The sequence below is a fragment of the Bradyrhizobium sp. SEMIA genome, assembly GCF_014844175.1.
Lineage (GTDB): Bacteria > Pseudomonadota > Alphaproteobacteria > Rhizobiales > Xanthobacteraceae > Bradyrhizobium > Bradyrhizobium arachidis.
In genome coordinates, this window is sequence record NZ_CP046601.1 from 4,542,575 (window position 1) to 4,564,451 (window position 21,877).

At 65.5% G+C, this 21,877-nt stretch carries 22 protein-coding genes and 3 pseudogenes; 11 read left to right on the forward strand and 14 right to left on the reverse strand.

Annotated elements, in window-relative coordinates:
* Nucleotides 1-2: 2 nt before the first annotated feature.
* Nucleotides 3-704, forward strand: coding sequence for a Crp/Fnr family transcriptional regulator (locus tag FOM02_RS22165; RefSeq protein WP_027557585.1), 702 nt, complete (start codon nt 3-5; stop codon nt 702-704).
* A gap of 10 nt (nt 705-714) precedes the next feature.
* On the opposite strand, the gene FOM02_RS22170 is transcribed toward FOM02_RS22165, so the two are convergent.
* A complete protein-coding gene (locus FOM02_RS22170) occupies nt 715-1,035 on the reverse strand; it encodes a low affinity iron permease family protein (RefSeq protein WP_027557584.1) in 321 nt (106 codons plus the stop codon).
* Between the two features lie 525 nt (nt 1,036-1,560).
* Between FOM02_RS22170 and FOM02_RS22175 the strand changes: the two genes are divergently transcribed.
* From FOM02_RS22175 to FOM02_RS46875, 3 genes are all read left to right on the forward strand, one after another.
* Entirely contained in the window at nt 1,561-1,968 is a 408-nt protein-coding gene (locus FOM02_RS22175; protein WP_084334123.1) for a hypothetical protein, read from the forward strand.
* A gap of 449 nt (nt 1,969-2,417) precedes the next feature.
* Nucleotides 2,418-2,969, forward strand: a complete 552-nt coding sequence (locus tag FOM02_RS46870) for a hypothetical protein (RefSeq protein ID WP_322596980.1) — start codon at nt 2,418-2,420, stop codon at nt 2,967-2,969.
* Nucleotides 2,954-3,574 carry a hypothetical protein gene (locus tag FOM02_RS46875; RefSeq protein ID WP_322596981.1) on the forward strand — a complete coding sequence of 207 codons (621 nt, stop codon included), beginning with the start codon at nt 2,954-2,956 and terminating at the stop codon, nt 3,572-3,574. The genes FOM02_RS46870 and FOM02_RS46875 overlap by 16 nt, the downstream gene beginning before the upstream one ends.
* Here the strand turns inward: FOM02_RS46875 and gmk are convergent.
* The 9 genes and pseudogenes from gmk to FOM02_RS22225 all read right to left on the reverse strand — a co-directional run bounded on the left by gmk (nt 3,507) and on the right by FOM02_RS22225 (nt 12,122).
* Nucleotides 3,507-4,166 (reverse strand): guanylate kinase, encoded by a 660-nt coding sequence (gmk, locus tag FOM02_RS22185; protein ID WP_265442125.1) that lies wholly within the window; start codon nt 4,164-4,166, stop codon nt 3,507-3,509. The two genes, FOM02_RS46875 and gmk, sit on opposite strands and share 68 nt — an antisense overlap.
* Nucleotides 4,167-4,169: 3 nt before the next feature.
* Complete coding sequence (locus tag FOM02_RS22190) at nt 4,170-5,057, reverse strand: YicC/YloC family endoribonuclease (RefSeq protein WP_027557579.1); 888 nt, start codon at nt 5,055-5,057, stop codon at nt 4,170-4,172.
* A gap of 113 nt (nt 5,058-5,170) precedes the next feature.
* Nucleotides 5,171-6,401, reverse strand: a pseudogene (gene mltG / locus FOM02_RS22195) (endolytic transglycosylase MltG).
* Between the two features lie 124 nt (nt 6,402-6,525).
* Nucleotides 6,526-7,791, reverse strand: coding sequence for a beta-ketoacyl-ACP synthase II (gene fabF / locus FOM02_RS22200; protein WP_027557577.1), 1,266 nt, complete (start codon nt 7,789-7,791; stop codon nt 6,526-6,528).
* Between the two features lie 108 nt (nt 7,792-7,899).
* Complete coding sequence (locus FOM02_RS22205) at nt 7,900-8,139, reverse strand: acyl carrier protein (protein WP_008551805.1); 240 nt, start codon at nt 8,137-8,139, stop codon at nt 7,900-7,902.
* 313 nt (nt 8,140-8,452) lie between these two features.
* Entirely contained in the window at nt 8,453-9,190 is a 738-nt protein-coding gene (gene fabG / locus FOM02_RS22210; protein ID WP_027557576.1) for a 3-oxoacyl-[acyl-carrier-protein] reductase, read from the reverse strand.
* Nucleotides 9,191-9,257: 67 nt separating this feature from the next.
* Nucleotides 9,258-10,216: pseudogene (fabD, locus tag FOM02_RS22215) on the reverse strand (ACP S-malonyltransferase).
* Nucleotides 10,217-10,388: 172 nt separating this feature from the next.
* Nucleotides 10,389-11,414 (reverse strand): fatty acid desaturase family protein, encoded by a 1,026-nt coding sequence (locus FOM02_RS22220; protein WP_027557574.1) that lies wholly within the window; start codon nt 11,412-11,414, stop codon nt 10,389-10,391.
* Between the two features lie 3 nt (nt 11,415-11,417).
* Entirely contained in the window at nt 11,418-12,122 is a 705-nt protein-coding gene (locus FOM02_RS22225; RefSeq protein ID WP_027557573.1) for a TetR/AcrR family transcriptional regulator C-terminal domain-containing protein, read from the reverse strand.
* Nucleotides 12,123-12,469: 347 nt separating this feature from the next.
* Here FOM02_RS22225 and rpsF point away from each other — a divergent pair, with 347 nt between their 5' ends.
* The 4 genes from rpsF (at nt 12,470) to rplI (ending at nt 14,959) form a co-directional block, all read left to right on the forward strand.
* The gene (rpsF, locus tag FOM02_RS22230; RefSeq protein WP_027557572.1) at nt 12,470-12,967 is read left to right on the forward strand and encodes a 30S ribosomal protein S6; all 498 of its coding nucleotides are present in this window, start codon (nt 12,470-12,472) and stop codon (nt 12,965-12,967) included.
* A 5-nt stretch (nt 12,968-12,972) separates the two neighbouring features.
* Complete coding sequence (gene rpsR, locus FOM02_RS22235; RefSeq protein ID WP_007592020.1) at nt 12,973-13,212, forward strand: 30S ribosomal protein S18; 240 nt, start codon at nt 12,973-12,975, stop codon at nt 13,210-13,212.
* 127 nt (nt 13,213-13,339) lie between these two features.
* Nucleotides 13,340-14,308: a DUF2232 domain-containing protein gene (locus FOM02_RS22240; RefSeq protein ID WP_027557571.1), complete on the forward strand. Its 969-nt coding sequence runs from the start codon at nt 13,340-13,342 to the stop codon at nt 14,306-14,308.
* Between the two features lie 51 nt (nt 14,309-14,359).
* A complete protein-coding gene (rplI, locus tag FOM02_RS22245) occupies nt 14,360-14,959 on the forward strand; it encodes a 50S ribosomal protein L9 (RefSeq protein ID WP_027557570.1) in 600 nt (199 codons plus the stop codon).
* A 118-nt stretch (nt 14,960-15,077) separates the two neighbouring features.
* Here the strand turns inward: rplI and FOM02_RS22250 are convergent, their stop codons facing one another.
* The 3 genes and pseudogenes from FOM02_RS22250 to FOM02_RS22260 form a co-directional block, all read right to left on the reverse strand.
* On the reverse strand, nt 15,078-15,545 hold the full coding sequence (locus FOM02_RS22250) for a PaaI family thioesterase (protein WP_027557569.1): 468 nt from the start codon (nt 15,543-15,545) through the stop codon (nt 15,078-15,080).
* Nucleotides 15,546-15,556: 11 nt separating this feature from the next.
* Complete coding sequence (locus FOM02_RS22255) at nt 15,557-16,153, reverse strand: TetR/AcrR family transcriptional regulator (RefSeq protein WP_027557568.1); 597 nt, start codon at nt 16,151-16,153, stop codon at nt 15,557-15,559.
* 138 nt (nt 16,154-16,291) lie between these two features.
* Nucleotides 16,292-16,714 (reverse strand): annotated as a pseudogene (locus FOM02_RS22260) (hypothetical protein); the annotation flags it as partial.
* 281 nt (nt 16,715-16,995) lie between these two features.
* Here FOM02_RS22260 and FOM02_RS22265 point away from each other — a divergent pair.
* Nucleotides 16,996-18,246 (forward strand): SAM-dependent methyltransferase, encoded by a 1,251-nt coding sequence (locus FOM02_RS22265; RefSeq protein WP_265442126.1) that lies wholly within the window; start codon nt 16,996-16,998, stop codon nt 18,244-18,246.
* Nucleotides 18,247-18,263: 17 nt separating this feature from the next.
* On the opposite strand, the gene FOM02_RS22270 is transcribed toward FOM02_RS22265, so the two are convergent.
* Nucleotides 18,264-18,470 (reverse strand): hypothetical protein, encoded by a 207-nt coding sequence (locus FOM02_RS22270; RefSeq protein WP_027557565.1) that lies wholly within the window; start codon nt 18,468-18,470, stop codon nt 18,264-18,266.
* A 546-nt stretch (nt 18,471-19,016) separates the two neighbouring features.
* Here FOM02_RS22270 and FOM02_RS22275 point away from each other — a divergent pair.
* On the forward strand, nt 19,017-20,528 hold the full coding sequence (locus FOM02_RS22275; RefSeq protein WP_027557564.1) for a replicative DNA helicase: 1,512 nt from the start codon (nt 19,017-19,019) through the stop codon (nt 20,526-20,528).
* Between the two features lie 64 nt (nt 20,529-20,592).
* Complete coding sequence (gene alr, locus FOM02_RS22280; protein ID WP_416207789.1) at nt 20,593-21,852, forward strand: alanine racemase; 1,260 nt, start codon at nt 20,593-20,595, stop codon at nt 21,850-21,852.
* The last annotated feature ends 25 nt before the right edge of the window (nt 21,853-21,877 follow it).

A 21,877-nucleotide genomic window follows, 5' to 3' on the forward strand; every position in this document is an offset into this window, starting at 1 on the left:
TCATGCCGCATCCGAAGTTCATCGCGCGTCTCCAGGCGATCGAAGGTCTCTCCGAAAACGAACGGCGGCAGATCGCCGGCCTGCCGTCGACGCTGCGCCAGGTCGCGGATGGCGAGATCGTTCTGCGCCAGGGCGAGGCCGCCTCGCGCTGTGTCTTCGTCGTCAGCGGCTTCCTCTACCAGGCCCGCATCGTCGGCGATCGCAGCCAGATCCTGGCGTTCCACGCTCCCGGCGACATGCCGTGCCTGCACACGCTGCTGGTCTCGCCCATGGACGCCGACCTCGTCGGCCTCGGACCGTCGGTCGTCGGCTATGTCGCGCACGCCCACCTCAAGCAGCTGCTCGACGGCTCGCTGCATCTGACCCGCGCCTTCTGGCGCGAGACGCTGATCGATGCGGCAATCTCGCGGCAATGGATCGCGCGCCTCGGCGCCCAGGCGGCCCTCCCCAAGGTTGCGCATCTCATTTGCGAGCTCGCCGCAAGGCTCGATATCGTCGGCCTCGTCACCGACGGCTGCTTCCAGATGCCGATGACGCAGCGGCACGTTGCCGATGCCTGCGGACTGTCGATCGTCCACGTCAACCGCACCATCCAGGAGCTGCGGCATCGCGGCCTGATCGCGTGGGAGGGCAGCGAGATCGAGCTGCTCCAGCGCGACGAGCTGCAAGCGCTCGCCGATTTCAGGCCGGACTATCTGACCTGACCGCGCCGCCCTACCCGCTTCGTCGAATCTCCTTGCGCTGCTTTTCGACGTCCTCCGCGTCCTCGTCATCGACCGTCATCGCATCGGCGCGCCCGCCGGCCTTGAGCAGCTCGTCGAGCTTGGCGTGGATCGCCTGGGTGTCGCGGTGCTCGGCGCGCTGGATCACCAGCGTCATGCCCCAGGTCGCCAGCGTCGCGAAGGAGTGCCATTCGAGCCCGTTACCCAGCGTGATCCAGGCAACGCCATAGACCACGAAGACGATGAACGCCGCTGGCCGCGACGTCGCGACGCCGATCTCGGTGAGCCAGCCTTTTGGGTCGGCAGATGACATGCGCGGCAACGCGCGCGGCGGACCGGCGTTCCAACGGGGAAACCGCAGGATGGGGAGAGCCGTTGCGAACGCCTACTTCTTCTTGTCGCCCGTCCTGCGTTCTCTGGACGCATCTTTCGTCTCGGGTGGGTTGACCCGATTGGTGTTCATGCCTGTGGTGTCCATCGCCCCTCTCTCAGTGGCACCGTTCGTATTTTCCGGCCTGTCCATGCCGGTTTGCGGGCCGGCCCCGTGTTCTGGGCGATGACTGGCCCGGACATGGCTGCAAATACGATCGCCGCAACGAGCGTTTTCATGGGCATCTCCCTCGTCTCATGGATGACGTGGCCGCGTGGGAGTTGTTCCCAGTATTCGTCTGTCGCGCGCGAGCTGCCAAAGCAATGCGTGCGCGGCCCACACCGCGAGGATGCTTGATTTAAGTCAAATCAGACACCGGTGCGAAGCTGAGGTTCTCGGAGGGCGCCGATCCTCACGGCGCAGTATCGCGTCGATGTTGCACGGCACCCCAACTCACGGAGGAACGCCATGCTTCGATACATTCTCGCTGCGCTGGCAGCTCTCGTCCTGATCACCGCGAGCCTGATTCCAGATGAGGCGTATGCCCGCCGTGGCGGCGGGGGGTATCATGGAGGCGGAGGCATGCGCGGCGCCCACGTCCGGGGCGGTGCTGTTCATGCCGGACGTGTCGGCGGATATCGCGTGGCGGGTCGCGGCTATGGATACCGCCCGATACCTGGACGGCCGGTCGCCAGGGGTGTCTACCGCAATGCCGCCTATCGCGGCGCCTACAGAGGCGCAGCCTATGGTCTGGGAGCGGCTGCGGTAGGAGCCGCCGCGGCAGGAGCTTACGGCTACTACAACAACAATAGCGGCTGCACCTACGATACCTACGGCAATTGGGTTTGCCCGGGTCAGTACGGCTATCGCTACTGACCTGCCGCGGGAAGGAGAAGGCGCGTTCGCAATCTGGATTGATCGCCGCTCTATCTCGCGGTCACCCTGAGGTGCCGGAGGGTAGTGGAGGCCTCGAAGGGCGACGGCCCGGCTAGGCGCTCGGCCGTTCATGCTTCAAGGCTCCCCACGCGTCGCATTGCGGCACGTGGCGGACCTCCTGCACGGGCAACGGCGTGACCTTTACCGGCGCCGGCCGCCTCGCGGGACGAAGCGGTTCCGGCACCTGGCGCTGTTCCGACGGCTGCGGTGGAACCTGGCGTTCGACGAAGCAATAACGTTAAGGAAGATGCCTTAATTCGCGGTGGAACGACCACCGCGCGGGCCCGATTCAAGCCACATCCTCTCCGGATTTGCGGCTCATTGCCACCCAAGTCTTTGATGACAAAGCGGCAGTTGAGAGTTGCGTCATGCGTAAACGGGAGACCAGGATGGGCAACCGCACCGCAAAGTTCATTTCCGCGCTGATCGGCAGCATCGTTGCCGGCGCGCCCATAGCTGCCGTCTCGCAGAACGCGCCGGCTGCATCGAGCGCGGCCAACGCCGCCGCCGACTGTCTCGCCTCGCCGAAGGGCATCGCGCCGCAGGGCCAGCACTGGTACTACCGCGTCGAGCGCTCGACCAAGCGGCAATGCTGGTATCTCCGTGCCGAAGGCGGCAAGGACAATGCAAAGGACAGCGCAAAGCCGGTGCAGACTGCGGCCGACACACCCGCGGCGGATGCAGCCGCGCCGCCCCAGCGCGCGGTGCAGGACGCACGCGCCCGCAACAGGCTGCGAACCCCTCCGCTCGACAGCAGCGCGCAGCAGCCCGCCGTCGCCTCGCCCTGGCCCGATGCCTCCGCGGCCACATCACCCGCGCCGGAGCCGCGCCCGCGCCTGTCGCAACCCCGGGCACAAAGGCTTCAAAATCCCCGGCGCTCGCGGCCGCAGACAGTAGCACCTACAATCCGGCCGGCTCGCTCCAGATGGTGCTGCTCGTGATCGGCGGCGCGCTGGCGTTGGCCGGCGTCCTCGCCAGCATCATCTACCGCGTCGCTGGCAGGCGCACCCGCCAGGCCGACCGCCGCGCGCATTGGGACGATTGGGAGCCGCAGGACGAAAATCCGGGCCGCGCCCCCTGGCTCGATGACGCCTCGCGCGCGCAGAAGGCCGGCCCGGTGGATTTCGATGCCGTGCGTCCCCAGATCATACAGCCCCAAGCCGCGCAGCTGAAAGCTGCGCCACCAAAAGCCGCGCAGCTCGTCGAATTCAGCAGTGCGATCGGCAGGATCGCAGCGCACTCCGCTCCCGCTCGCAAAGTGATCGCAGATCTCGACGAGGCCGACATATTCAACGGCGAATTCAAGATCGAGACGTCAGCGCCGCAGTTCGCGGCCAACGAGGCTTCCGAAGAAGCTCCGGCCGATCGCGACTCGGATGAAGGCAAAGAGGATGCGCACAAAGAGGATGCGGTCGACATCGACGTGATCACGGCGATGCTGGAACGGCTGGCGCAGGAAGGACCGCGGCTGAGGCAGCCTAGCCTTGAAGCTGACTTTGCAGACTTCGCACAAATCCCACGAGGCCAATCCGCCGCTCGCGCTTGAGGCGCTCGGCCTTCAGGATCGACTGCACCTCGGCGAAGGCCTCATCGACATCGTGGTTGATGACGATGTAGTCGTACTCGGCCCAGTGGCTCATCTCGTGGCTGGCGCGGCTCATGCGCTTGCGGATCACCTCGTCGGAATCCTGCGCGCGCGAGTGCAGGCGCTTCTCGAGATCTGCCGCCGACGGCGGCAGGATGAAGACGCTGACGACATCCGCCCGCGCCTTCTCGCGCAGCTGCTGCGTGCCCTGCCAGTCGATGTCGAACAGCACGTCCTGTCCCGATGACAGCGCGGCTTCGACTGGTGCGCGCGGCGTGCCATAGCTGTTGTCGAACACGGTCGCCCATTCCAGCAGCTCGTTGCCCTTCACCATCGCCTCGAACCTGGGCTTGTCGACGAACAGATAGTCGCGCCCGTCGACCTCGCCGGGCCGCTTCGACCGCGTCGTCGCCGAGACCGACATGCGCAGGCCCGGCATCCGGTCGATCAACAGACGCGACAGCGTCGTCTTGCCCGCGCCCGATGGTGAGGACAGCACGAACATCAATCCGCGCCGTTCGACCCCGTCAGTTCCGTGACCGCCTGCTGTCATCGATCACTCCAGATTCTGGACCTGTTCGCGGAACTGCTCGACCACGTTCTTCATGGCGAGCCCCGTATTGGTCAGCTCGATGTCGTTCGACTTCGAGCAGCAGGTGTTGACCTCGCGGTGAAACTCCTGCGCCAGGAAGTCGAGCTTGCGGCCGATCGGGCCGCCCTTGCCGATCAGCTCGCGCGCCTGCGCGATGTGCGAGGCGATGCGGTCGAGCTCCTCGCGGATATCGGCCTTGGTGGCGATCAGGATCGCCTCCTGCATCAGGCGGTCGGAATCGAAACGGTCGGAGGTGTCGAGCAGCGTCGCGATCTGCTCGGCGAGCCTCGCCTTGATCGCCTCGGGCTTGCGGCCCGGCGCGGCCTCGGCCTGCTTCGACAGCTGCTCGATCTCGTCGACGCGCTGGGTCAGGATCTGCCCGAGCGAGGTGCCCTCTCGCTTGCGCATCGCAACGAGCTCGGAGAGCGCCTTGTCGAAGGCCTCGGCCGCGGCAGCACGCGCGGCCTTGTCCTCCTCCTCGTCGCCCTCGGGCTCGGCGACCTCGACGACGCCCTTGATGGCGAGCAGGCCGTCGATGCTTGGCGCCACGGCGTCAACCTTGCCGGAGATCAGCGCGGCGGCCTTGAGCACGGCATTGAGCACGTCCTCGTTGACGCGGACGGAGGCCGCAGCGTTGGCGCGCTTGACGTTGAGATTGGCGTAGACGGTGCCGCGCGAGAGCAGCTCGCCGGCGCGTTTCTTGGCATGGGCCTCGAGCTCGTCGAACCCCTGCGGCAGCCGCACCCGCAAGTCAAAGCCCTTGGCGTTGACCGACTTCAATTCCCATTCGAACGTATACGGCCCGCTTGCGCCGTGGCTTCGGGCAAAGCCGGTCATGGACGACAGCGCCATCAGGTCAATTTCTCCGGAAACGCAGGATTCGCAAGGCATCAAGCCACGCGAATCTTAAGACTATTTTGCAGGAAAGTGGAATCCGCAAAGTCCCGTAGCAGACCTGCAGCAGCTTAGCGCTGGACCACCGGCGGCGAGGGCTGCACCGCGCCCTGCCGGGCCGGAGCGGGATTCGCCGGGCGGGCCGGCGGCTTCTTCTGCTGGCGCGGCGGGCGCGGCGGCCGCCGGCGGCGCATCCTCAGCCGGCTCGACCGTGTCGTTCTGGATCTGCTTCTCCATCGCGCGCAGCTTGGCGACGTTCTTCTGGTGCGCGTCGTAGGTCTCGGTGAAGGCATGCCCGCCGGTGCCGTCGGCGACGAAATAGAGGTCGCGGGTGCGGGCCGGGTTGGCAGCGGCTTCCAGCGAGGCGCGGCCGGGGTTGGAGATCGGGCCCGGCGGCAGGCCCTCGATCACATAGGTGTTGTAGGGCGAAGGCTGCGTGATCTCGCTGCGCTTGATCGGACGGCCGAGCGTGCCTTTGCCGCCGACGAGACCGTAGATGATGGTCGGATCGGACTGCAGCTTGATCCGCTGCTTCAGCCGATTGACGAACACGGCAGCAACACGGCTGCGCTCGTCCGGCTTGCCGGTCTCCTTCTCCACGATCGAGGCCAGCGTCACCAGCTGCTCCGGCGACTTGACCGGAATGTCCTGGCTGCGGCGCTCCCAGATCTCGGCCAGCACGCGCTTGTGCGCCTGCTGCATGCGCTGGATCACCTGCTCGCGCGTGGTGCCGCGCGGGAACTTGTAGGTCTCCGGTAGAAGCGTGCCCTCGCGCGGCAGCTCGCGCACGCTGCCCGTGAAAATGTCGTTGTCGGACAGCCGCGCCACGATCTGCTCGGAGGTCAGGCCCTCCGGTATCGTCACGGCGTGCTGCACCACCTTGCCCTCGACGATGGTGGCGATGACGTCACGCAAGGACGCATTCTTCTGGAACGAATACTCACCCGGCTTGAGGTCAGAGCTCGCCTTCAGCGCGGCAACGCTCGCAATGAACACCCATGGGTTGACGTCGGTCACGCCTTCCCGGTTCAGCGTCTCGGCGATGTCGCGTTTGCCCGCGCGCTGCGGGATGTTGACGATCTTGTCTTCCTTCAGCGGCCCCGCCGCCTCGAGCACCTGCCGGCCGTAATAATAGACGCCGCCGGCGCCGAGCATGGCGATCAGCAGCAGGGTGATGATGGCATTGCCGACGACCACGAAGGGATTGCGCGCGCGGTCCGATCGCTTCGGCGGCGGCGGGACCTGCTCGGGCTCGAGCGCAGCCCGCGGGCTCCGGGGCGAAATGGGCGGCCTTTCACTCATCGAAGCAACCTGAATCCTGCCGGTTCAATCGCAGCCTGGCAATCGCTTGCCCTGCCAATGCACGCGCCCGCTTCCATGACTATCGCCGAATACGGCAAAACGGTGGATTCGTCGCAACCACAAACTAATGGACCAGGCGCCGGACGATCACCGACGCGTTGGTACCGCCAAAACCGAAAGAATTCGACAACGCGACGTTGATCTCACGCTTCTTCGCCTTGTGCGGCACGAGGTCGATCGCGGTCTCGACCGACGGATTGTCGAGGTTGATCGTCGGCGGCACGACATTATCGCGAATCGCGAGAATGGCGAAGATCGCTTCGATCGCGCCGGCCGCACCGAGGAGATGGCCGGTCGACGATTTGGTCGAGGACATCGCGACCTTGGAGGCGGCGTTGCCGAGCAGGCGCTCGACCGCACCGAGCTCGATCTCGTCGCCGAGCGGTGTCGAGGTGCCATGCGCGTTGATGTAGTCGAGATCCGACGGCGACAGGCCGGCACGCTTGAGCGCCGCCGACATGCTGCGGAAGCCGCCATCGCCATCGGGCGACGGCGACGTAATGTGATAGGCGTCACCCGAAAGGCCGTAGCCGATCACCTCGGCGTAGATCCTGGCGCCGCGGCGCTGGGCGTGCTCGAGCTCCTCGAGCACGAGGACGCCGGCACCCTCGCCCATCACGAAGCCATCGCGGTCCTTGTCGTAGGGACGCGAGGCCTTCTCGGGCGTGTCGTTGAAGCCGGTCGACAGCGCACGCGCGGCATTGAAGCCGGCAATGCCGATGCGGCTGATCGGCGATTCGGCGCCGCCCGCGACCATCACGTCGGCATCGCCCAGCGCGATCAGGCGGGCGGCATCGCCGACCGCATGCGCGCCGGTCGAGCAGGCCGTGACCACGGAATGGTTCGGTCCCTTCAGCCCGTGGGCGATCGAGACGTAGCCGGAGGCGAGATTGATCAGGCGGCCCGGAATGAAGAACGGCGACACCCGGCGCGGTCCGCGCTCCTTCAAGAGGATCGCGGTGTCGGCGATGCCGTTGAGGCCACCGATGCCGGACCCGATCATGGTGCCGGTCGCGCACTTGTCCTCTTCGGTCTCGGGATGCCAGTTGGCATCGTCGAGCGCCTGGCCGGCCGCGGCCATGCCGAAGATGATGAAGTCGTCGACCTTGCGCTGGTCCTTCGGCTCCATCCATTTGTCGGGATTGAAGGTGTCGTTGCTGCCGTCGCCGCGCACGACGGTGCAAGCGTATTTGGTCTGCAGATCGGAGACATCGAAGCTCTCGATCGGCCGCGCACCGCTCTCACCGTTGAGGATGCGTTTCCAGGTCGGCTCGACGCCGCAACCGAGTGGCGAGACCATGCCGAGACCCGTGACGACAACCCGCCTCATATCCGAAAACTCCGCATCGAAAGATTCACGGCCAATAACAAGAAACCGGCTGACCGCTGGCAAGCGGCCCGTCCGGTTTCAATGTTGTCCCCGCGAAAATGAAGAGCCTTAGCTCTTCGCGTTCTTCTCGAGAAACTTCGTGGCGTCGCCGACGGTGAGAATCGTCTCCGCGGCGTCGTCCGGAATCTCGCAACCAAATTCTTCTTCGAACGCCATCACCAGCTCGACGGTGTCCAGACTGTCGGCGCCGAGGTCGTCGATGAAGCTCGCGTTGTCGACAACCTTCTCGGGCTCAACACCAAGGTGTTCGACCACGATCTTCTTAACCCGCTCGCCAATGTCACTCATTGCTTAACCTCGTGTTGTTCCCTGTAGACCCGACCCCCCGGGACGATACGAGCCGTCGTGGTCGTGTTACTGCCTTCGCTTACGAACTTTGATTTGGCCCCATCCAAACCGATGCTGGGCCCGGCGAACGACGGCCAAGGCACCGCATCGCCAATATACAGGGTTTCAAAAACCTGCAATGGCGTTCTTTGCCCATCCGTTGAAGGTCCGGTTATCATACTTCAACTGCCTTGACTACAAGCCTCATTTCGCTCCGGAAACGGCCGTTTGCCGCATCCCGCACCGCCCGCGTGGGCAGTGCGGGACGAGGGTTTCAGATCATGGCCATGCCGCCATTGACGTGGATGGTCTGGCCGGTGACGTAGGCTGCTTCGTTCGAACTCAGGTAAACGGCGGCGGCCGCAATGTCCTCGGGCGTCCCGAGGCGAGCGGCCGGAACCTTGGTCAGAATCGTCTCTCGCTGCTTGTCGTTGAGCGCGTCGGTCATCGGCGTCTTGATGAAGCCGGGCGCGATGCAGTTCGCGGTCACGCCGCGCTTGGCGTATTCGGCGCCCAGCGTCTTGATCATGCCGATCAGGCCAGCCTTGGACGCGGTGTAGTTGCCCTGTCCGGGATTGCCGGTGACGCCGACCACCGAGGTGATGGCGATGATGCGGCCGAAGCGCTTACGCATCATCAATTTGGTCGCGGCGCGCGCCAGGCGGAAGGTCGCGGTCAGATTGACGTTGATGACCTCCTCCCAGTCCTCATCGCGGAGCTGGACGAAGAGATTGTCGCGGGTGATGCCGGCATTGGCGATCAGGATGTCGACCTGCCCCATCGCAGCTTCGGCGGCAGGCACCAGCGCCTCGACCTCGTCGGCCTTGGAGAGGTTGCAAGGCAATACATGGGTGCGCTCGCCGAGCTTGCCGGCAAGCTCATCCAGCACTTCCTTCCGCGTCCCCGAAATCGCAACGGTGGCGCCCTGCGCATGCAGCGCCTGCGCGATCGCGCCGCCGATGCCGCCGGTCGCGCCGGTGACGAGCGCCTTCTTGCCAGTCAGATCGAACATCGAAAACTCCTCCAAAGCACGATCCGGAAAAGTGCGTAGCGGTTTTCCGGCAAGATCGTGCGCAACCTTAAGCCTGCTTCGCAGCGGCCAATGCATCCTTGGCGGCGGCAATGTCGTTGGGACCGCCGACCGCAACGCCAACGGCACCGTCGGCAATGCGCTTGACGAGTCCGGTCAGAACCTTGCCCGCGCCGATCTCGAAGAAGCGCGTGACGCCCTGCCCTGCCATATAGGCAACCGACTCGCGCCAGCGCACCGTGCCGGTGACCTGCTCGATCAGGCGGCGACGGATCTCGTCGGGATCGGTGATGGCGCTCGCCAGCACGTTCGACACCAGGGCGCAGCCGGCGCCGTGATCGTGACCTTGGCCAGCGCCTCGGCCATGGCGTCGGCGGCAGGCTGCATCAGCTTGCAGTGGAACGGCGCGGACACCGGCAGCAACATGGCGCGCTTGGCGCCCTTGGTCTTGGCGATCTCGACGGCCCGGTCGACCGCAGCCTTGTCGCCGGAGACCACCACCTGGCCGCCGCCATTGTCGTTGGCCGCCTGGCAGACCTGCCCCTGCGCAGCCTCGCCCGCGACCTCAATGGCCGCCTCATAGTCGAGGCCAAGCAGCGCGGCCATCGCGCCAACGCCGACAGGAACGGCTTTTTGCATTGCGAGACCGCGGGTGCGAAGCAGCCGCGCGGTGTCGGGGACCGTCAGGCTGCCAGCCGCGGCCAGCGCCGAATATTCACCGAGCGAGTGGCCGGCGACGAAGGCCGCATCCCGCCCGACGGAAAACCCGGCTTCGGCCTCCAGCACGCGCAGGGTGGCGATCGACACCGCCATCAGCGCCGGCTGGGCGTTCTCGGTGAGCTGGAGGGTTTCGGCCGGGCCATCCCAGATGGTCGTCGTCAGCTTCTCGCCAAGCGCGGCATCGACCTCGTCGAACACGGCGCGCGCCACCGGAAACGCATCGGCCAGGGCCTTGCCCATGCCAACGGCCTGGGACCCCTGCCCCGGAAATGTGAATGCTGCCGTCATCGGCGCTCCCTGCTTGTCGGGCGTGATCACTTGCGAGAACCGGCAGCCGATTACGCGCGGCCTTGGGCCATGGTTCCGGATCACGCTCCAAAGGGGGCCGTAGACCCGTCTAGGGCCGGAATGTCAAGCCAAGATAGGAACTTCGGCCGGCATTCACCTGGGGATGCGGCCCCTAGAATCCACCATTGGTCTGGTTGGCATCGACCGCCGCCCCCGCCTGCGCGCGGCGCGCGCTGTTGACCAGCTGTCCCGGACGGTCGTCCCGGTCGGGTTTCGCGGTCGCGAGCCGCAGCACCGCGGCGTAGCCGGGCTGCACCTCCATGCGGCCGGCATGCCGGCTCGCGGTCAGCAGGCGATGCACCTTCGGCAGATTGTAGCAGGGCACGTAGAACAGCAGATGATGCTCGAGGTGATAGTTGACGTAGTACGGCGCGATGAACAGGCGCTCGAGGAAGTTTGCATGCGTGGTGCGGGTGTTGCGCAGGGGATCGCTGCTGTCAGGCACGACGGCGTGCTCGGCGATGTTGCGGATGCGGGTGATGACCATCATCCAGGTCAGCAGCGGCACCAGCCATAGCAGCGGATAGGCCCACCACACGCCGGCCGTCGCGCACGCCGCAAACATCGCGGCGTTGACGAGGCATTGCGGGCCGAGCTTCTCCCAGAAATGCGCGGCGCGCTGGCGCCACGGCCAATCCTTCGGTCCCAGCGCGTTGAGGAGTTGCGCCTTGCGCTGCTGATAGCCGGTCTGCCCGGTGATGTCGCGAATGAACTTGCGACGATAGCTGAGCTTCGTGATGGGAAACGGCGCCGACAGCACGAGATCAGGATCGTCCTCCTGCTGCGTGCGCGCGTGGTGCTGGAGATGATAGCGCCGATAGCTGCGCGTCTCGGCAAAGAGCGGATAGGCGCAGAGCCACTGGCTCAGCGCCAGATTGGTCCTCTCGTCGGCAGACAGGCAGCCATGCGCGCCGTCATGCATGAGGATCGCAAGGCCCAGCTGGCGCGAGCCGATAATCGCGACCGCGAAGATGTAAGTGAGCGGATTGGGCCACCACGCCACGAGCGCAATCGCACCGATGATAAGCGCCCAGGCGTGCGCGATCAGCGCGACGCCCTTCCACGTCACGCGCTGGCGCACGTCGGCAAGTTGATCGTCGGTCAGGAAATCGCGGGCACGCATGCGAAGTGCGGTCATGGACTAGCCCTCTTCGTTGGAATTGCCGAATGCACCGCGCTCGTCGACGAGACGCAGGCGCGCGGTGTCGTTTGTCGATTTTGCCTGCTCGCCGAGCACGCGCAGCATCTCGGCGCAGAGCGCGTCGGGCGAGCGGCCCATCGCGTAGCCTTCGAGGATGACGCCGATGGCGACGGCCCAGAACCGCCGCGAGCTTTCGTCGGGCGCACGCAATGAACGCCAGCCGTGGCGGGCAACCTGGCCCGCATAGGCGCGCGTGCCTTCGCTGTGCAGGCGCTCGATGGTGCGCTCGACCAAAGGCGCGAGATCCTGGCGCCGCCGCGTCAGTGTCAGGGCTTCGGCGAAGAAGGCGATCGAATCGCTTGCCGTCACGGTCTCGGCGAGCGCGTAGGTGTATTCCGCCGGCGTGCGGGCCTTCTGAGCAGCCTGCTCGGTCGCGCGCGCGAGATACAGGAGATCGCGGCAGGCGCATTCGACGAACAGCGCCTCCTTGGTGCGGAAGTAATAGGTGATCTGGCTCGGGAACGCGTTCGCGGCCGCCGCGATGTCGGTGATCGAGGCTCCTGACAGCCCCCGCTCCCGGAACAGCGGGCTCGCCGCGTCCAGGAGGAGCGACCGCATCTTGCGGCCGGCCGAGCGTGTCGCGCGCACCGCGTGCTTGGGGTCGCCGGCCGCCTCTATCGGTTCAGGGACAGACTTTTTGGCCATGAAAATCTCTCGCTGGATTTATTTGTATGACATACAAACAAGTAATTCAAGCCGGAATGTGGTATGCGGAGGTGGGTTAGACCGGAACCGCACCGGAACCATCCGGGCCGAAAAGGTGACCGGCAACCTTGCAAAGCCGGCCAAAATCCGTATAAGCGCGCCATCCGCAGACCCCGGCCGGGAGCTGAACGGACGGTCTCAGCAAATCATTCGTGATTTTGGTGTGGCAGGGCCAGTCGGCCCGTCGTCCCGTGTTTCCGCCTTCTGAGCTTCATCCCAGAGTCCTTTCCGAAGGCCTCTTAAGGGCTTGACGCCGGGCGATGCGCCAACACGAGGAAAGGACCATCATGGCTCTCTATGAGCATGTCTTTCTCGCGCGTCAGGACGCGAGCACGCAGCAGGTCGAAGAGCTGACTGCGCAGATGACCGGGATCGTCGAAGGTCTCGGCGGCAAGGTCACCAAGACCGAGAATTGGGGCGTTCGCTCCCTCACCTACCGCATGAACAAGAACCGCAAGGCGCACTTCGTGCTGCTCAACATCGACGCGCCGGCTGCGGCGATCGCCGAGATCGAGCGCCAGGAGCGCATCAGCGAAGACGTGATCCGCTATCTCAGCGTTCGCGTCGAGGAGCTTGAGGAAGGCCCGTCCGCGATGATGCGCAAGGCCGATCGCGATCGCGAGCGTGATGACCGTGGCGGCGGCTTCCGTGACCGCGAAGGTGGCGGCTTCCGTGGCGACCGCGAGGGTGGTTTCCGTGGCGGCGATCGCGACGGCGGCTTCCGCGGTGATCGCGGCCCGCGCCGTCCGCGCGAAGAAGCTGAAACCACGACGGATGGGGAGTAAGATCAATGGCTGAAGCTGGTGCACGCCGTCCGTTTTTCCGTCGTCGCAAGAGCTGCCCGTTCACGGGCGCCAATGCGCCGAAGATCGACTACAAGGACTCCAAGCTGTTGATGCGTTACGTCTCCGAGCGCGGCAAGATCGTGCCGAGCCGCATCACCGCCGTGTCCGCGAAGAAGCAGCGTGAGCTCGCCCGCGCCATCAAGCGCGCGCGGTTCCTGGGCCTCCTGCCCTACGTCATTCGCTAAGACGAATTCGGCCGGCGGCGCCACCGCCGCCGGTCGCACTCTTTGATCTCATAAGGCTTCCGGGTCGTCCGGTCGCCGATGGTTGGGGCGAGACGCCTCTAACCGCTCGAAGGGAGCGGGACAGCTGATGATGGCCTTTGGACTGATAGCCCTGATCGCCGGCGCTGCGTCGGCCCTGATGTTCGCCTCGATCGTGTCGGGCGCGCTGATCTCGCTCGTCCTGGTTTGCCTTGCTCCCCTGCCGCTCATGCTGGCTGCGATCGCCTGGGGCCCGCTCTGCGGCGCGATTGGCGGTCTCGCCGCCATGCTCGTCATCGGCGGTGCGCTCAGCATGCCTCTGGCCCTGGGTTACGGTCTTGCGATCGCGTTGCCGGCCTGGTGGCTCGGGCATCTCGCCATGCTTGGACGGTCCGTCACTGGCGGTACGACGGTGGCCGATGCGGCTGCCGTCGAGGTCGAATGGTATCCGCTCGGGCGTATCCTGCTGTGGATCGCGGCACTGGCGACGCTTCTCACCGCAGGATCTCTGCTGTCGCTCGGGACTGACGCGTCGGCAATCGGCGACGCGATGCGCCGCGGCTTCGCCAGGATCTTCTCGCTGGTGGGCGATACGACCGTCACTGAGAGCGATCCCCGCGTCAGCCTGATGGTCGCCGTGACGCCGGTTCTGGTTGCGGCCTCGCAGATGACGACGCTCACCCTCAATCTCTGGCTTGCCGCGAAAGTCGCGGCTGTTTCAGGCAAGCTGCATCGGCCCTGGCCGGACCTCAGCAGCACGAGCTTGCCACCAATGACGCTCGTGGCGCTCTGTGTCGCGCTTGCCTTCAGCTTCTCCGGCGGAATGGCCGGCATCCTGGCTGTCATCGTCACGACCGTGCTGATGGTGGCCTATGCGCTGATCGGCCTTGCCGTTCTGCACACCATCACACGCGACCTCGCCAATCGCGGATTCTGGCTCGCTGCTGCATACGCCATCATCTTCATGTTCAGCGTGAGCCTCGTCCTGCTGACCGCCCTCGGCCTCGCGGACGCGGTGTTCGGCTTCCGCGAGCGCTACTTGCGCAGTCGCCAGCCGCCGCCTTTGCCGACCCCTTAAGTCCACCCCTGTAACCCAGAACTCAAACAGCACTTCAAAAGGAGAACGAATATGGAAGTCATTCTGCTGGAACGCGTCAACAAGCTCGGCCAGATGGGCGAAGTCGTGAAGGTTCGCGACGGCTATGCCCGCAATTTCCTGCTCAAGCGCGGCAAGGCGCTGCGCGCCACCGCCGACAACCGCGCCAAGTACGACGGCATGAAGGCCGATCTCGAGGCCCGCAACCTCGCCTCGAAGGCCGAGGCGTCCAAGGTCGCCGAGAAGATCGAGGGCAAGAACATCATCGTGATCCGTCAGGCGTCGGAAGCCGGTCAGCTGTTCGGCTCGGTCACGGTGCGTGACGTCGTCATGGCGTTCGAAGCCGACGGCGTTTCGCTGGCCCGCCCGCAGGTGCAGCTCGATGCGCCGATCAAGACCATCGGCAAGCACTCGATCACCGTCGCCGTCCACCCCGAGGTCGAGGTCGAGGTCACCGTCACGGTTGCACGCAGCCAGGACGAGGCCGAGCGCATCAACCGCGGCGAGGACATCTCGACCCGCAACGAGGACCGCGATGCGGCCGCCGAGGCGATTGCCGCCGCCGGCGAGTTCTTCGATCCGGAAGCCCAGCACGACGAGGCCGAGCCGGCCCCGGCTGCGGAAGAGAAGTAAGCAACAACTCGTCATGCGCGGGCTTGACCCGCGCATCCATCGAAAGAGTTTTGCTCAAGCGATGGATTGCCGGGTCAAGCCCGGCAATGACGGCGGAGAGTGGATCAGCCCGGTCGCCTCAGGCGGCCGGGCTTTTCGTTTTGGCGGCGACATCCTCGCTGAGCATCGCGATCGAGGCGAGCGCCGTTGCCGTATGCTTCTCGACGCCGTCGCTGACACAGAACACGTCGGCGGCGACCACCGAGACCTGGCGGCCCGGCTTGATCACCCTCGCCCGGCAGATCAGCTTGTCGCCGACTGCAGGCGACAACAAATTCAGCTTGTATTCAGCCGTCAGCGCCGGCTGGCCGCGCGAGGTAGCCGCGGCGATGGTCGTGGCGTTGTCGACCAGGAAGGCGGTGACGCCGCCGTGAAAGAAGCCGTGCTGCTGCAGCAGCTCCGGCCGGCGGCCCACGGCGATCGTGCAGGTGCCGCGCGACAATTCGGACAGCTCGGCGCCGACCAGATTCATAAAACCCTGCCGGCCGACATTGGCGTGGATACGCGCGGCGATCGGCTCAAATTCGGGATCTGCTTCGGCTCGCATGAGGCTTCTCCTTAGTCCTGGTTGATGCGGTCAGGCGACATCAGCGCACGGATCGCGCAGGCGATCAGCGCATCGGCCTCGCCGCGGGGATCGGTGCGGTCGCGCCCCGACAGGAAGGCGCGGCAAAAGATCTGCGCCGGCCCGATCAGCTGGCTGACGAACATCACCGGCGTCATCGGCAGCAGCTCGCCGCCGGCGACGAGCGGCGCGCGCCAACGCTCGATGCCTTCGGCAAGGCGTGCATTCTGTGCGCGCTGGGCGTCGCGCACGTCCTCGCCCCATTCGCTGCGCGAGATCTCGAACAGGTAGCGCGCCTCGCGCCGGCTGGTGACGACCCAGTCGAGATGCGCGCGGATCAGCCGATCGATGCCCTGCCTGGCGTCGGGCTCGGGATCGAGCGCGGCCAGCACCGCGGCGTGATAGTGCCCGAGCACCTCCAGGAACAGCGCGCCGGCGAGCTCCTTCTTCGAGCCGAAGACATGGAAGAAGCTGCCGTTCGACGCGCGCGCGCGGGCACGGATCGCGGCGACCGTCGCAGCTTCGAAGCCGACGCGGTCGAACACGAACAGCCCTGCCGCCAACAGGTCATCACGCACACTCGCCGCCATCCGCGCCTCCTAGAGCTATACTCTAGAGTAATACTCTAATCACGGTCAAGACGATGCGGAGGTCGCGATGACGCGACCTCCGCAGATCGATCGGGAATTTCAGCTGGATTAGCGCGAGATCGGCGGCGCTGGCGTGCCGGAGGATTCCGCCGGCGGCGCCGCAGCAGTCGCCGCTTCCTGCGAGCGCTGGCGGCGGCCCTGATGCTCTGGCGACTGGCCCGGCGCGGTGTTGGCGTCCTTCTCCTTGGCGCCGTCCTTCTTGCCGTCCTTGGCCTGGTAGCGGGTATCGGTGGCGCCGTTGGAGACGAGGTAGGAGGCGAGGATGCCCGCCATGTCCGAGCTCGTGGTGTAGTGCTGGCGCAAGAAGCCCGGCAGCGAGCCGGGCGCGACGGACTTCAACAGGCCGCGCGGGCTCTTGTGGCACGCATTGCAGGTCTGCGCGAAGATCTGGGACGGACTTTTGCCGGCCTCGAGGTTCGTCGCCTGCGCAAGAACGGTATCGGTCGCGCCGAAGCCGATCAGAAGCAATACCGTCGCGAGGCTGAGCGCTCGGCTCGACATTCCCATCATCTCCATTGAATTCCGAGAGGTGCAGCCGGCGGCGGGCGCGGCGGCGGGTCACCTTTTAGCGGATTGAGCCGCGAATGGAAGCAGGCCCCACCCGCAAGGATGTGGTTAAGCGGTTTTGGAATATCGGCTTTGAACCCGGCGCAATAGTGCGGCCGGAACATCCTCCCCATGTTTTACATGCAAACGCATAGGAACCAGAGCGGGACCTGAGCGTCAGATGTGAAGACCGGGTTAGTCGCATCTCTTCGGGTTCGCTCGAGAGGAAGGTGTCGATGGACCGATTGTTGCGTAGATTCCTGTCTCATTTCATCCGCCGCGGGTCGCTGAAGGTGACCAGCGCAAGCGGATCGAAGTTCACCTTTGGCGACGGCTCGGGCGAGCCGGTCGCGGTGCGTTTCGTCACCGCCGAGGCCGAGCGGAAGATCCTCATCAATCCCGAGCTCGGGCTTGGCGAGGCCTATATGGACGGCGAGTTCGTCGTCGAGCGCGGCACCATAGCTGATGGGCTCGCGATCCTGCTCGATCAACCCGACCTATTGCCGCAGTGGGCAAAACCCTGGTGGCACCTGCGCTATCTGACGCGGCACCTGAAGCAGTTCAATCCGCGCTCGCGCGCCCGCAGCAACGTTGCACATCATTACGATCTCGACGCGCGGCTCTATTCGCTCTTCCTCGATGCCGACAAGCAATATAGCTGCGCCTATTTCGAGACGCAGGACGCCACGCTCGACGATGCGCAGCTCGCCAAGAAGCGGCACATTGCCGCAAAGCTGGTCGTTGGAAGCGGCCAGCGCGTGCTCGACATCGGCTCCGGCTGGGGCGGGCTCGGGCTCTACCTCGCCGAGATCGCCGGCGCCGACGTCACCGGCGTCACGCTGTCGACCGAGCAGCTGCAGATTGCCAATACGCGTGCGGCCGAGAAAGGCCTGAGCCGATCGGCGCGCTTCCTGCTCGAGGACTACCGCGACATCGACGGGCCGTTCGACCGCATCGTGTCGGTTGGCATGTTCGAGCATGTCGGTGCGAGGTTCTACGACACCTATTTCCAGCGCTGCGCCGAGCTCCTGAGCGAGGACGGCGTCATGCTGCTGCACTCGATCGGGCGGTCGCAGGGGCCGGACTCGACCAATCCCTGGATCGCCAAATACATCTTCCCGGGCGGCTACATCCCCGCTTTGTCGGAGGTGCTGCCGGCGATCGAGCGCGCTGGTCTGCTGGTCTGCGACATCGAGATCCTGCGCCTGCATTATGCCGATACGCTGAAGGCCTGGCGGGAGCGCTTCATGGCGCGGCGCGAGGAGGCCGCGCAGCTCTACGACGAACGCTTCGCGCTGATGTGGGAGTTTTACCTGGCAGCCTGCGAGATGACGTTCCGCAAGCAGGCCATGATGAACTTCCAGATCCAGCTCACCAAGCGCCAAGGCGTGGTGCCGATCACCCGGGACTACATCACACGCGAGGAAGCCCGCCTGCGGGCGATCGAAAGTGGCGCCAAGCCCAGGCTGAAGCTGGCCGGTGAATGAGTTTTGGTGAATGAGTTCTAGTGACGCAGGGTTGAGACCGGCGAGGACCGGAGAGAGGCCGCTAACGTCAGTTGCGCCCGCAGTTCCGCGATGATCTCGGGTGCGACCGGCTGGCGGCGGATGTCGGGGCGTTCGGCGTGCTGCATGGCGGCGATCAGGCCTGACAGCCAGAGCCGGCTACCGGCCTCGCTTCGCCACTGATGGTGCTGCCGTTCTGGCCGCATCGCTTGCCTCTCCCTGATGGCGGGTCAAAGATAACCCCCTGCCCGCCTGCCTGTTCCGGCTCTACCCCGAAAGAATCCGGGGAGATGTGATCTGTTTCACATAAGTCTGGTCGGGTCCGGCCTAGACCGTCGCCATGAGCAAAGAGACCCGAACCTCATTCGATGTGCAGGACGACCTCCGCACCGATTACGCCCTGATCGCCACCGGCGTCGGAGCGGCCCTGGTTGCGCTGGTGTACCTCCTGCTGGTTTGAACCCGAGCCGAAGGCTCCCGGCCAGCCGCGTTCGGTACGCGTCTGAATAGGTCTGCGCCCTCTCCCATAAGGTTCACGTCATCCGGATTTTTCCGTGGCGCGGCTGCGACTGCCGCCGGGCGGGGCGGAGTTCCGCAAAATCCGTCAAGCACGGCGCATGCTGCGGCCGCTAATCATCCACCGCTTTTAAGATCGGTTGATAGCGACGAGCTTTCGCTTCCGCTTTGGGCCGCGGCGGCGCTTTATCCCGGGCCCCGCATCCGCCCAAGAAAATTGCTAAGCACGTCCGACCATGGCCCTGACTGATTCGAACGTCCTCAAACTCGCGCCCGAGCCCGGAACGCCCGCCTATCGGAGCGCGCCGCACAATATCGAGGCGGAACAGAGCCTTCTGGGCGCGATCCTGGTCAACAACGATGCCTTCTACCGCGTCTCCGACTTCCTGGAGGCGAAGCATTTCTTCGAGCCGCTGCACCAGACCATCTTCGAGACCGCCGGCAGCCTGATCCGGATGGGCAAGATCGCGACGCCCGTGACGCTGAAGACGTTCCTGCCCGCCGACACTGACGTTGGCGGCATGACCATCGGGCAATATCTGGCGCGGCTCGCGGCCGAAGCCACCACCATCATCAATGCTCAGGACTATGGCCGCACCGTCTACGACCTGTCGCTCAGGCGCGACCTGATCGGTATCGGCGAGGACATGGTCAATGTCGCCTATGACGCGCCGGTCGACTTCCAGCCGCGGGCGCAGATCGAGGACGCCGAGCGAAAGCTTTACGAGCTCGCCGAATCCGGCCGCTACGATGGCGGCTTCCAGAAATTCTCGCAGGCACTGGCTGTCGCGGTCGATCTCGCTGCAAAGGCGTTCCAGCGCGACGGCAAGCTGTCCGGCATCTCGACGGGCATGCGCGACCTCGACACCAAGATGGGCGGCCTGCAGCACTCCGACCTCATCATCGTCGCGGGCCGTCCCGGCATGGGCAAGACCTCGCTAGCGACCAACATTGCCTACAATGTCGCACGAGCCTACGTCCCGGAACTCCAGGCCGACGGCACCACGAAGGCCGCCAATGGCGGCGTCATCGGCTTCTTCTCCTGCGAAATGTCGGCCGACCAGCTCGCCACGCGTATCGTGGCCGAGCGCACCGGCGTTCCCTCCTCCCACATCCGCCGCGGCGGCATCTCGGAAGCCGATTTCGACAAGATCCGGGAGGTCTCGATCGAGCTGCAATCGCTGCCGTTCTATGTCGACGCGACCGGCGGCCTGTCGATCGCGCAGTTGATGGCACGCGCGCGCCGGCTGAAGCGCCAGAAGGGCCTCGATCTGCTCGTGATCGACTACATCCAGCTGCTCTCGGGCTCGGGCAAGCGCGCCAGCGACAGCCGCGTGCAGGAAATCACGGAGATCACGACCAGCCTCAAGGCGCTGGCCAAGGAGCTCAACGTTCCCGTGATCGCGCTGTCCCAGCTCTCGCGCCAGGTCGAATCCCGCGACGACAAGCGGCCGCAGCTCTCCGACTTGCGTGAATCCGGATCAATCGAGCAGGACGCCGACGTCGTCCTGTTCGTTTATCGCGAGGAATATTACCTCGCGATGAAGGAGCCCCGCCCAGGCACGCCTGAGCATGAGAAGTGGCAGCTAGACATGAGTCTTGCGCACGGAAAAGCCGAAGTCATCATCGGCAAGCAGCGCCACGGCCCGACAGGCACCGTCGATTTGGCGTTCGAAGCCTCGGTCACGCGGTTCGGCGACCTCGCGCCTGACAGTCAGCTGCCGGCTCGCGGCGGCAACGACTACTGAGTTCCTTGAACCGGACCTGCCTCTTGCGTAAAACGGCGCCATGACAATGGCGTCCGACCCGAAAATGATCCCGCAATCAGGCCTTCTCTCCGCGGAGGCCAACCAGGCTGCCGCGCTCGCAGCCTATGGCGGCGTGCTCACCGTCGATCTCGACGCGATCATTGCCAATTGGCGCAAGCTCGAGAAGACGGCGGTGCCGGCCGAATGCTCGGCGGTGATCAAGGCCGACGCCTATGGCTGCGGCGCCGAACAGGTTGCGCGCGCCCTGAGCAAGGCCGGCTGCAAGACCTTCTTCGTCGCCACCATCGAGGAAGCGCGCAAGGTGCGGGAAGCCGTGCCGGAGGCCGCGCTCTACGTGCTCGGCGGCTACTTCCAGAACACCGGCGAGCACTACGCCAACATCAACTGCCGGCCTGTCATCGGCGATCTCAACGAGCTCGCCGAATGGGACGTGTTCTGCCGCCGCACCGGCTGGAGCGGCGGCGTCGCTGTTCACATCGACACCGGGATGAACCGGCTCGGACTGACGCTGTCAGAAGCGCAGGCCATCATCCCCCGCATCAATGCCGGCGACCACGGCATCACGCTGGTGATGAGTCATCTGGTCTCGGCCGAGCAGCTCAACAGCCCGGTCAACGCAAAACAGCTCGCGGCCTTCCGCGGCATCGCCAGCGAATTCTCCGGCGTGCCGGCGGCGCTCGCCAATTCCTCCGGCATCTTCCTCGGCGCTCCCTTCCAGTTCGACATGGTGCGGCCGGGCGCGGCGCTCTACGGCGTCAATCCGACGCCGGAGGCCGACAATCCGATGCAGCCGGTCGTGGATCTCAAGGCGCGCATCGTGCAGGTCCGCAATGTCGAGCGCGGCGACAGCGTCGGCTATGGCGGCACCTGGACCGCGCGGCGGCCGACGAAACTGGCGATCGTCGCGGTCGGTTATGCCGACGGTTATTTCCGCGCCGCTAGCTCCAATGACGGCACCCGGGGCGCCGAGGTGATCGTGGCGGGCAAGCGCTGCCCGGTCGCGGGCCGCGTCTCCATGGACCTGATCGCGATCGACATCACCGATCTGCCGCCGAACGCGGCGCGGCGCGGCCACATGGTGACGCTGCTCGGCGAAGGCATCACCGTCGACGAACTCGCGCATCATTTCGGCACGATCGGTTATGAGGTGCTGACCAGCCTCGGCCACCGCTATGCCCGCGTCTACAAGGGCGGCAACGTGGTGGAGCCGCTGACAAAGCCCGAGCCCGCGCCGACGACCGAGCAGCCGCCCTCGCCGCCGCCGATCGAGCAGCCGACAAGTCCGCCGCCACTGCCGAGCTAACAAACGCGCGCTCGTGCCCCGGACG

Coding starts and splice junctions, on each gene's coding strand:
- FOM02_RS22165 (WP_027557585.1), top strand. CDS start 3: ATGCCGCATCCGAAGTTCATCGCGCGTCTCCAGGCGATCGAAGGTCTC.
- FOM02_RS22170 (WP_027557584.1), bottom strand. CDS start 1,035: ATGTCATCTGCCGACCCAAAAGGCTGGCTCACCGAGATCGGCGTCGCG.
- FOM02_RS22175 (WP_084334123.1), top strand. CDS start 1,561: ATGCTTCGATACATTCTCGCTGCGCTGGCAGCTCTCGTCCTGATCACC.
- FOM02_RS46870 (WP_322596980.1), top strand. CDS start 2,418: ATGGGCAACCGCACCGCAAAGTTCATTTCCGCGCTGATCGGCAGCATC.
- FOM02_RS46875 (WP_322596981.1), top strand. CDS start 2,954: ATGGTGCTGCTCGTGATCGGCGGCGCGCTGGCGTTGGCCGGCGTCCTC.
- gmk (WP_265442125.1), bottom strand. CDS start 4,166: ATGACAGCAGGCGGTCACGGAACTGACGGGGTCGAACGGCGCGGATTG.
- FOM02_RS22190 (WP_027557579.1), bottom strand. CDS start 5,057: ATGGCGCTGTCGTCCATGACCGGCTTTGCCCGAAGCCACGGCGCAAGC.
- fabF (WP_027557577.1), bottom strand. CDS start 7,791: ATGAGGCGGGTTGTCGTCACGGGTCTCGGCATGGTCTCGCCACTCGGT.
- FOM02_RS22205 (WP_008551805.1), bottom strand. CDS start 8,139: ATGAGTGACATTGGCGAGCGGGTTAAGAAGATCGTGGTCGAACACCTT.
- fabG (WP_027557576.1), bottom strand. CDS start 9,190: ATGTTCGATCTGACTGGCAAGAAGGCGCTCGTCACCGGCGCGACCGGC.
- FOM02_RS22220 (WP_027557574.1), bottom strand. CDS start 11,414: ATGACCGCACTTCGCATGCGTGCCCGCGATTTCCTGACCGACGATCAA.
- FOM02_RS22225 (WP_027557573.1), bottom strand. CDS start 12,122: ATGGCCAAAAAGTCTGTCCCTGAACCGATAGAGGCGGCCGGCGACCCC.
- rpsF (WP_027557572.1), top strand. CDS start 12,470: ATGGCTCTCTATGAGCATGTCTTTCTCGCGCGTCAGGACGCGAGCACG.
- rpsR (WP_007592020.1), top strand. CDS start 12,973: ATGGCTGAAGCTGGTGCACGCCGTCCGTTTTTCCGTCGTCGCAAGAGC.
- FOM02_RS22240 (WP_027557571.1), top strand. CDS start 13,340: ATGATGGCCTTTGGACTGATAGCCCTGATCGCCGGCGCTGCGTCGGCC.
- rplI (WP_027557570.1), top strand. CDS start 14,360: ATGGAAGTCATTCTGCTGGAACGCGTCAACAAGCTCGGCCAGATGGGC.
- FOM02_RS22250 (WP_027557569.1), bottom strand. CDS start 15,545: ATGCGAGCCGAAGCAGATCCCGAATTTGAGCCGATCGCCGCGCGTATC.
- FOM02_RS22255 (WP_027557568.1), bottom strand. CDS start 16,153: ATGGCGGCGAGTGTGCGTGATGACCTGTTGGCGGCAGGGCTGTTCGTG.
- FOM02_RS22265 (WP_265442126.1), top strand. CDS start 16,996: ATGGACCGATTGTTGCGTAGATTCCTGTCTCATTTCATCCGCCGCGGG.
- FOM02_RS22270 (WP_027557565.1), bottom strand. CDS start 18,470: ATGCGGCCAGAACGGCAGCACCATCAGTGGCGAAGCGAGGCCGGTAGC.
- FOM02_RS22275 (WP_027557564.1), top strand. CDS start 19,017: ATGGCCCTGACTGATTCGAACGTCCTCAAACTCGCGCCCGAGCCCGGA.
- alr (WP_416207789.1), top strand. CDS start 20,593: ATGATCCCGCAATCAGGCCTTCTCTCCGCGGAGGCCAACCAGGCTGCC.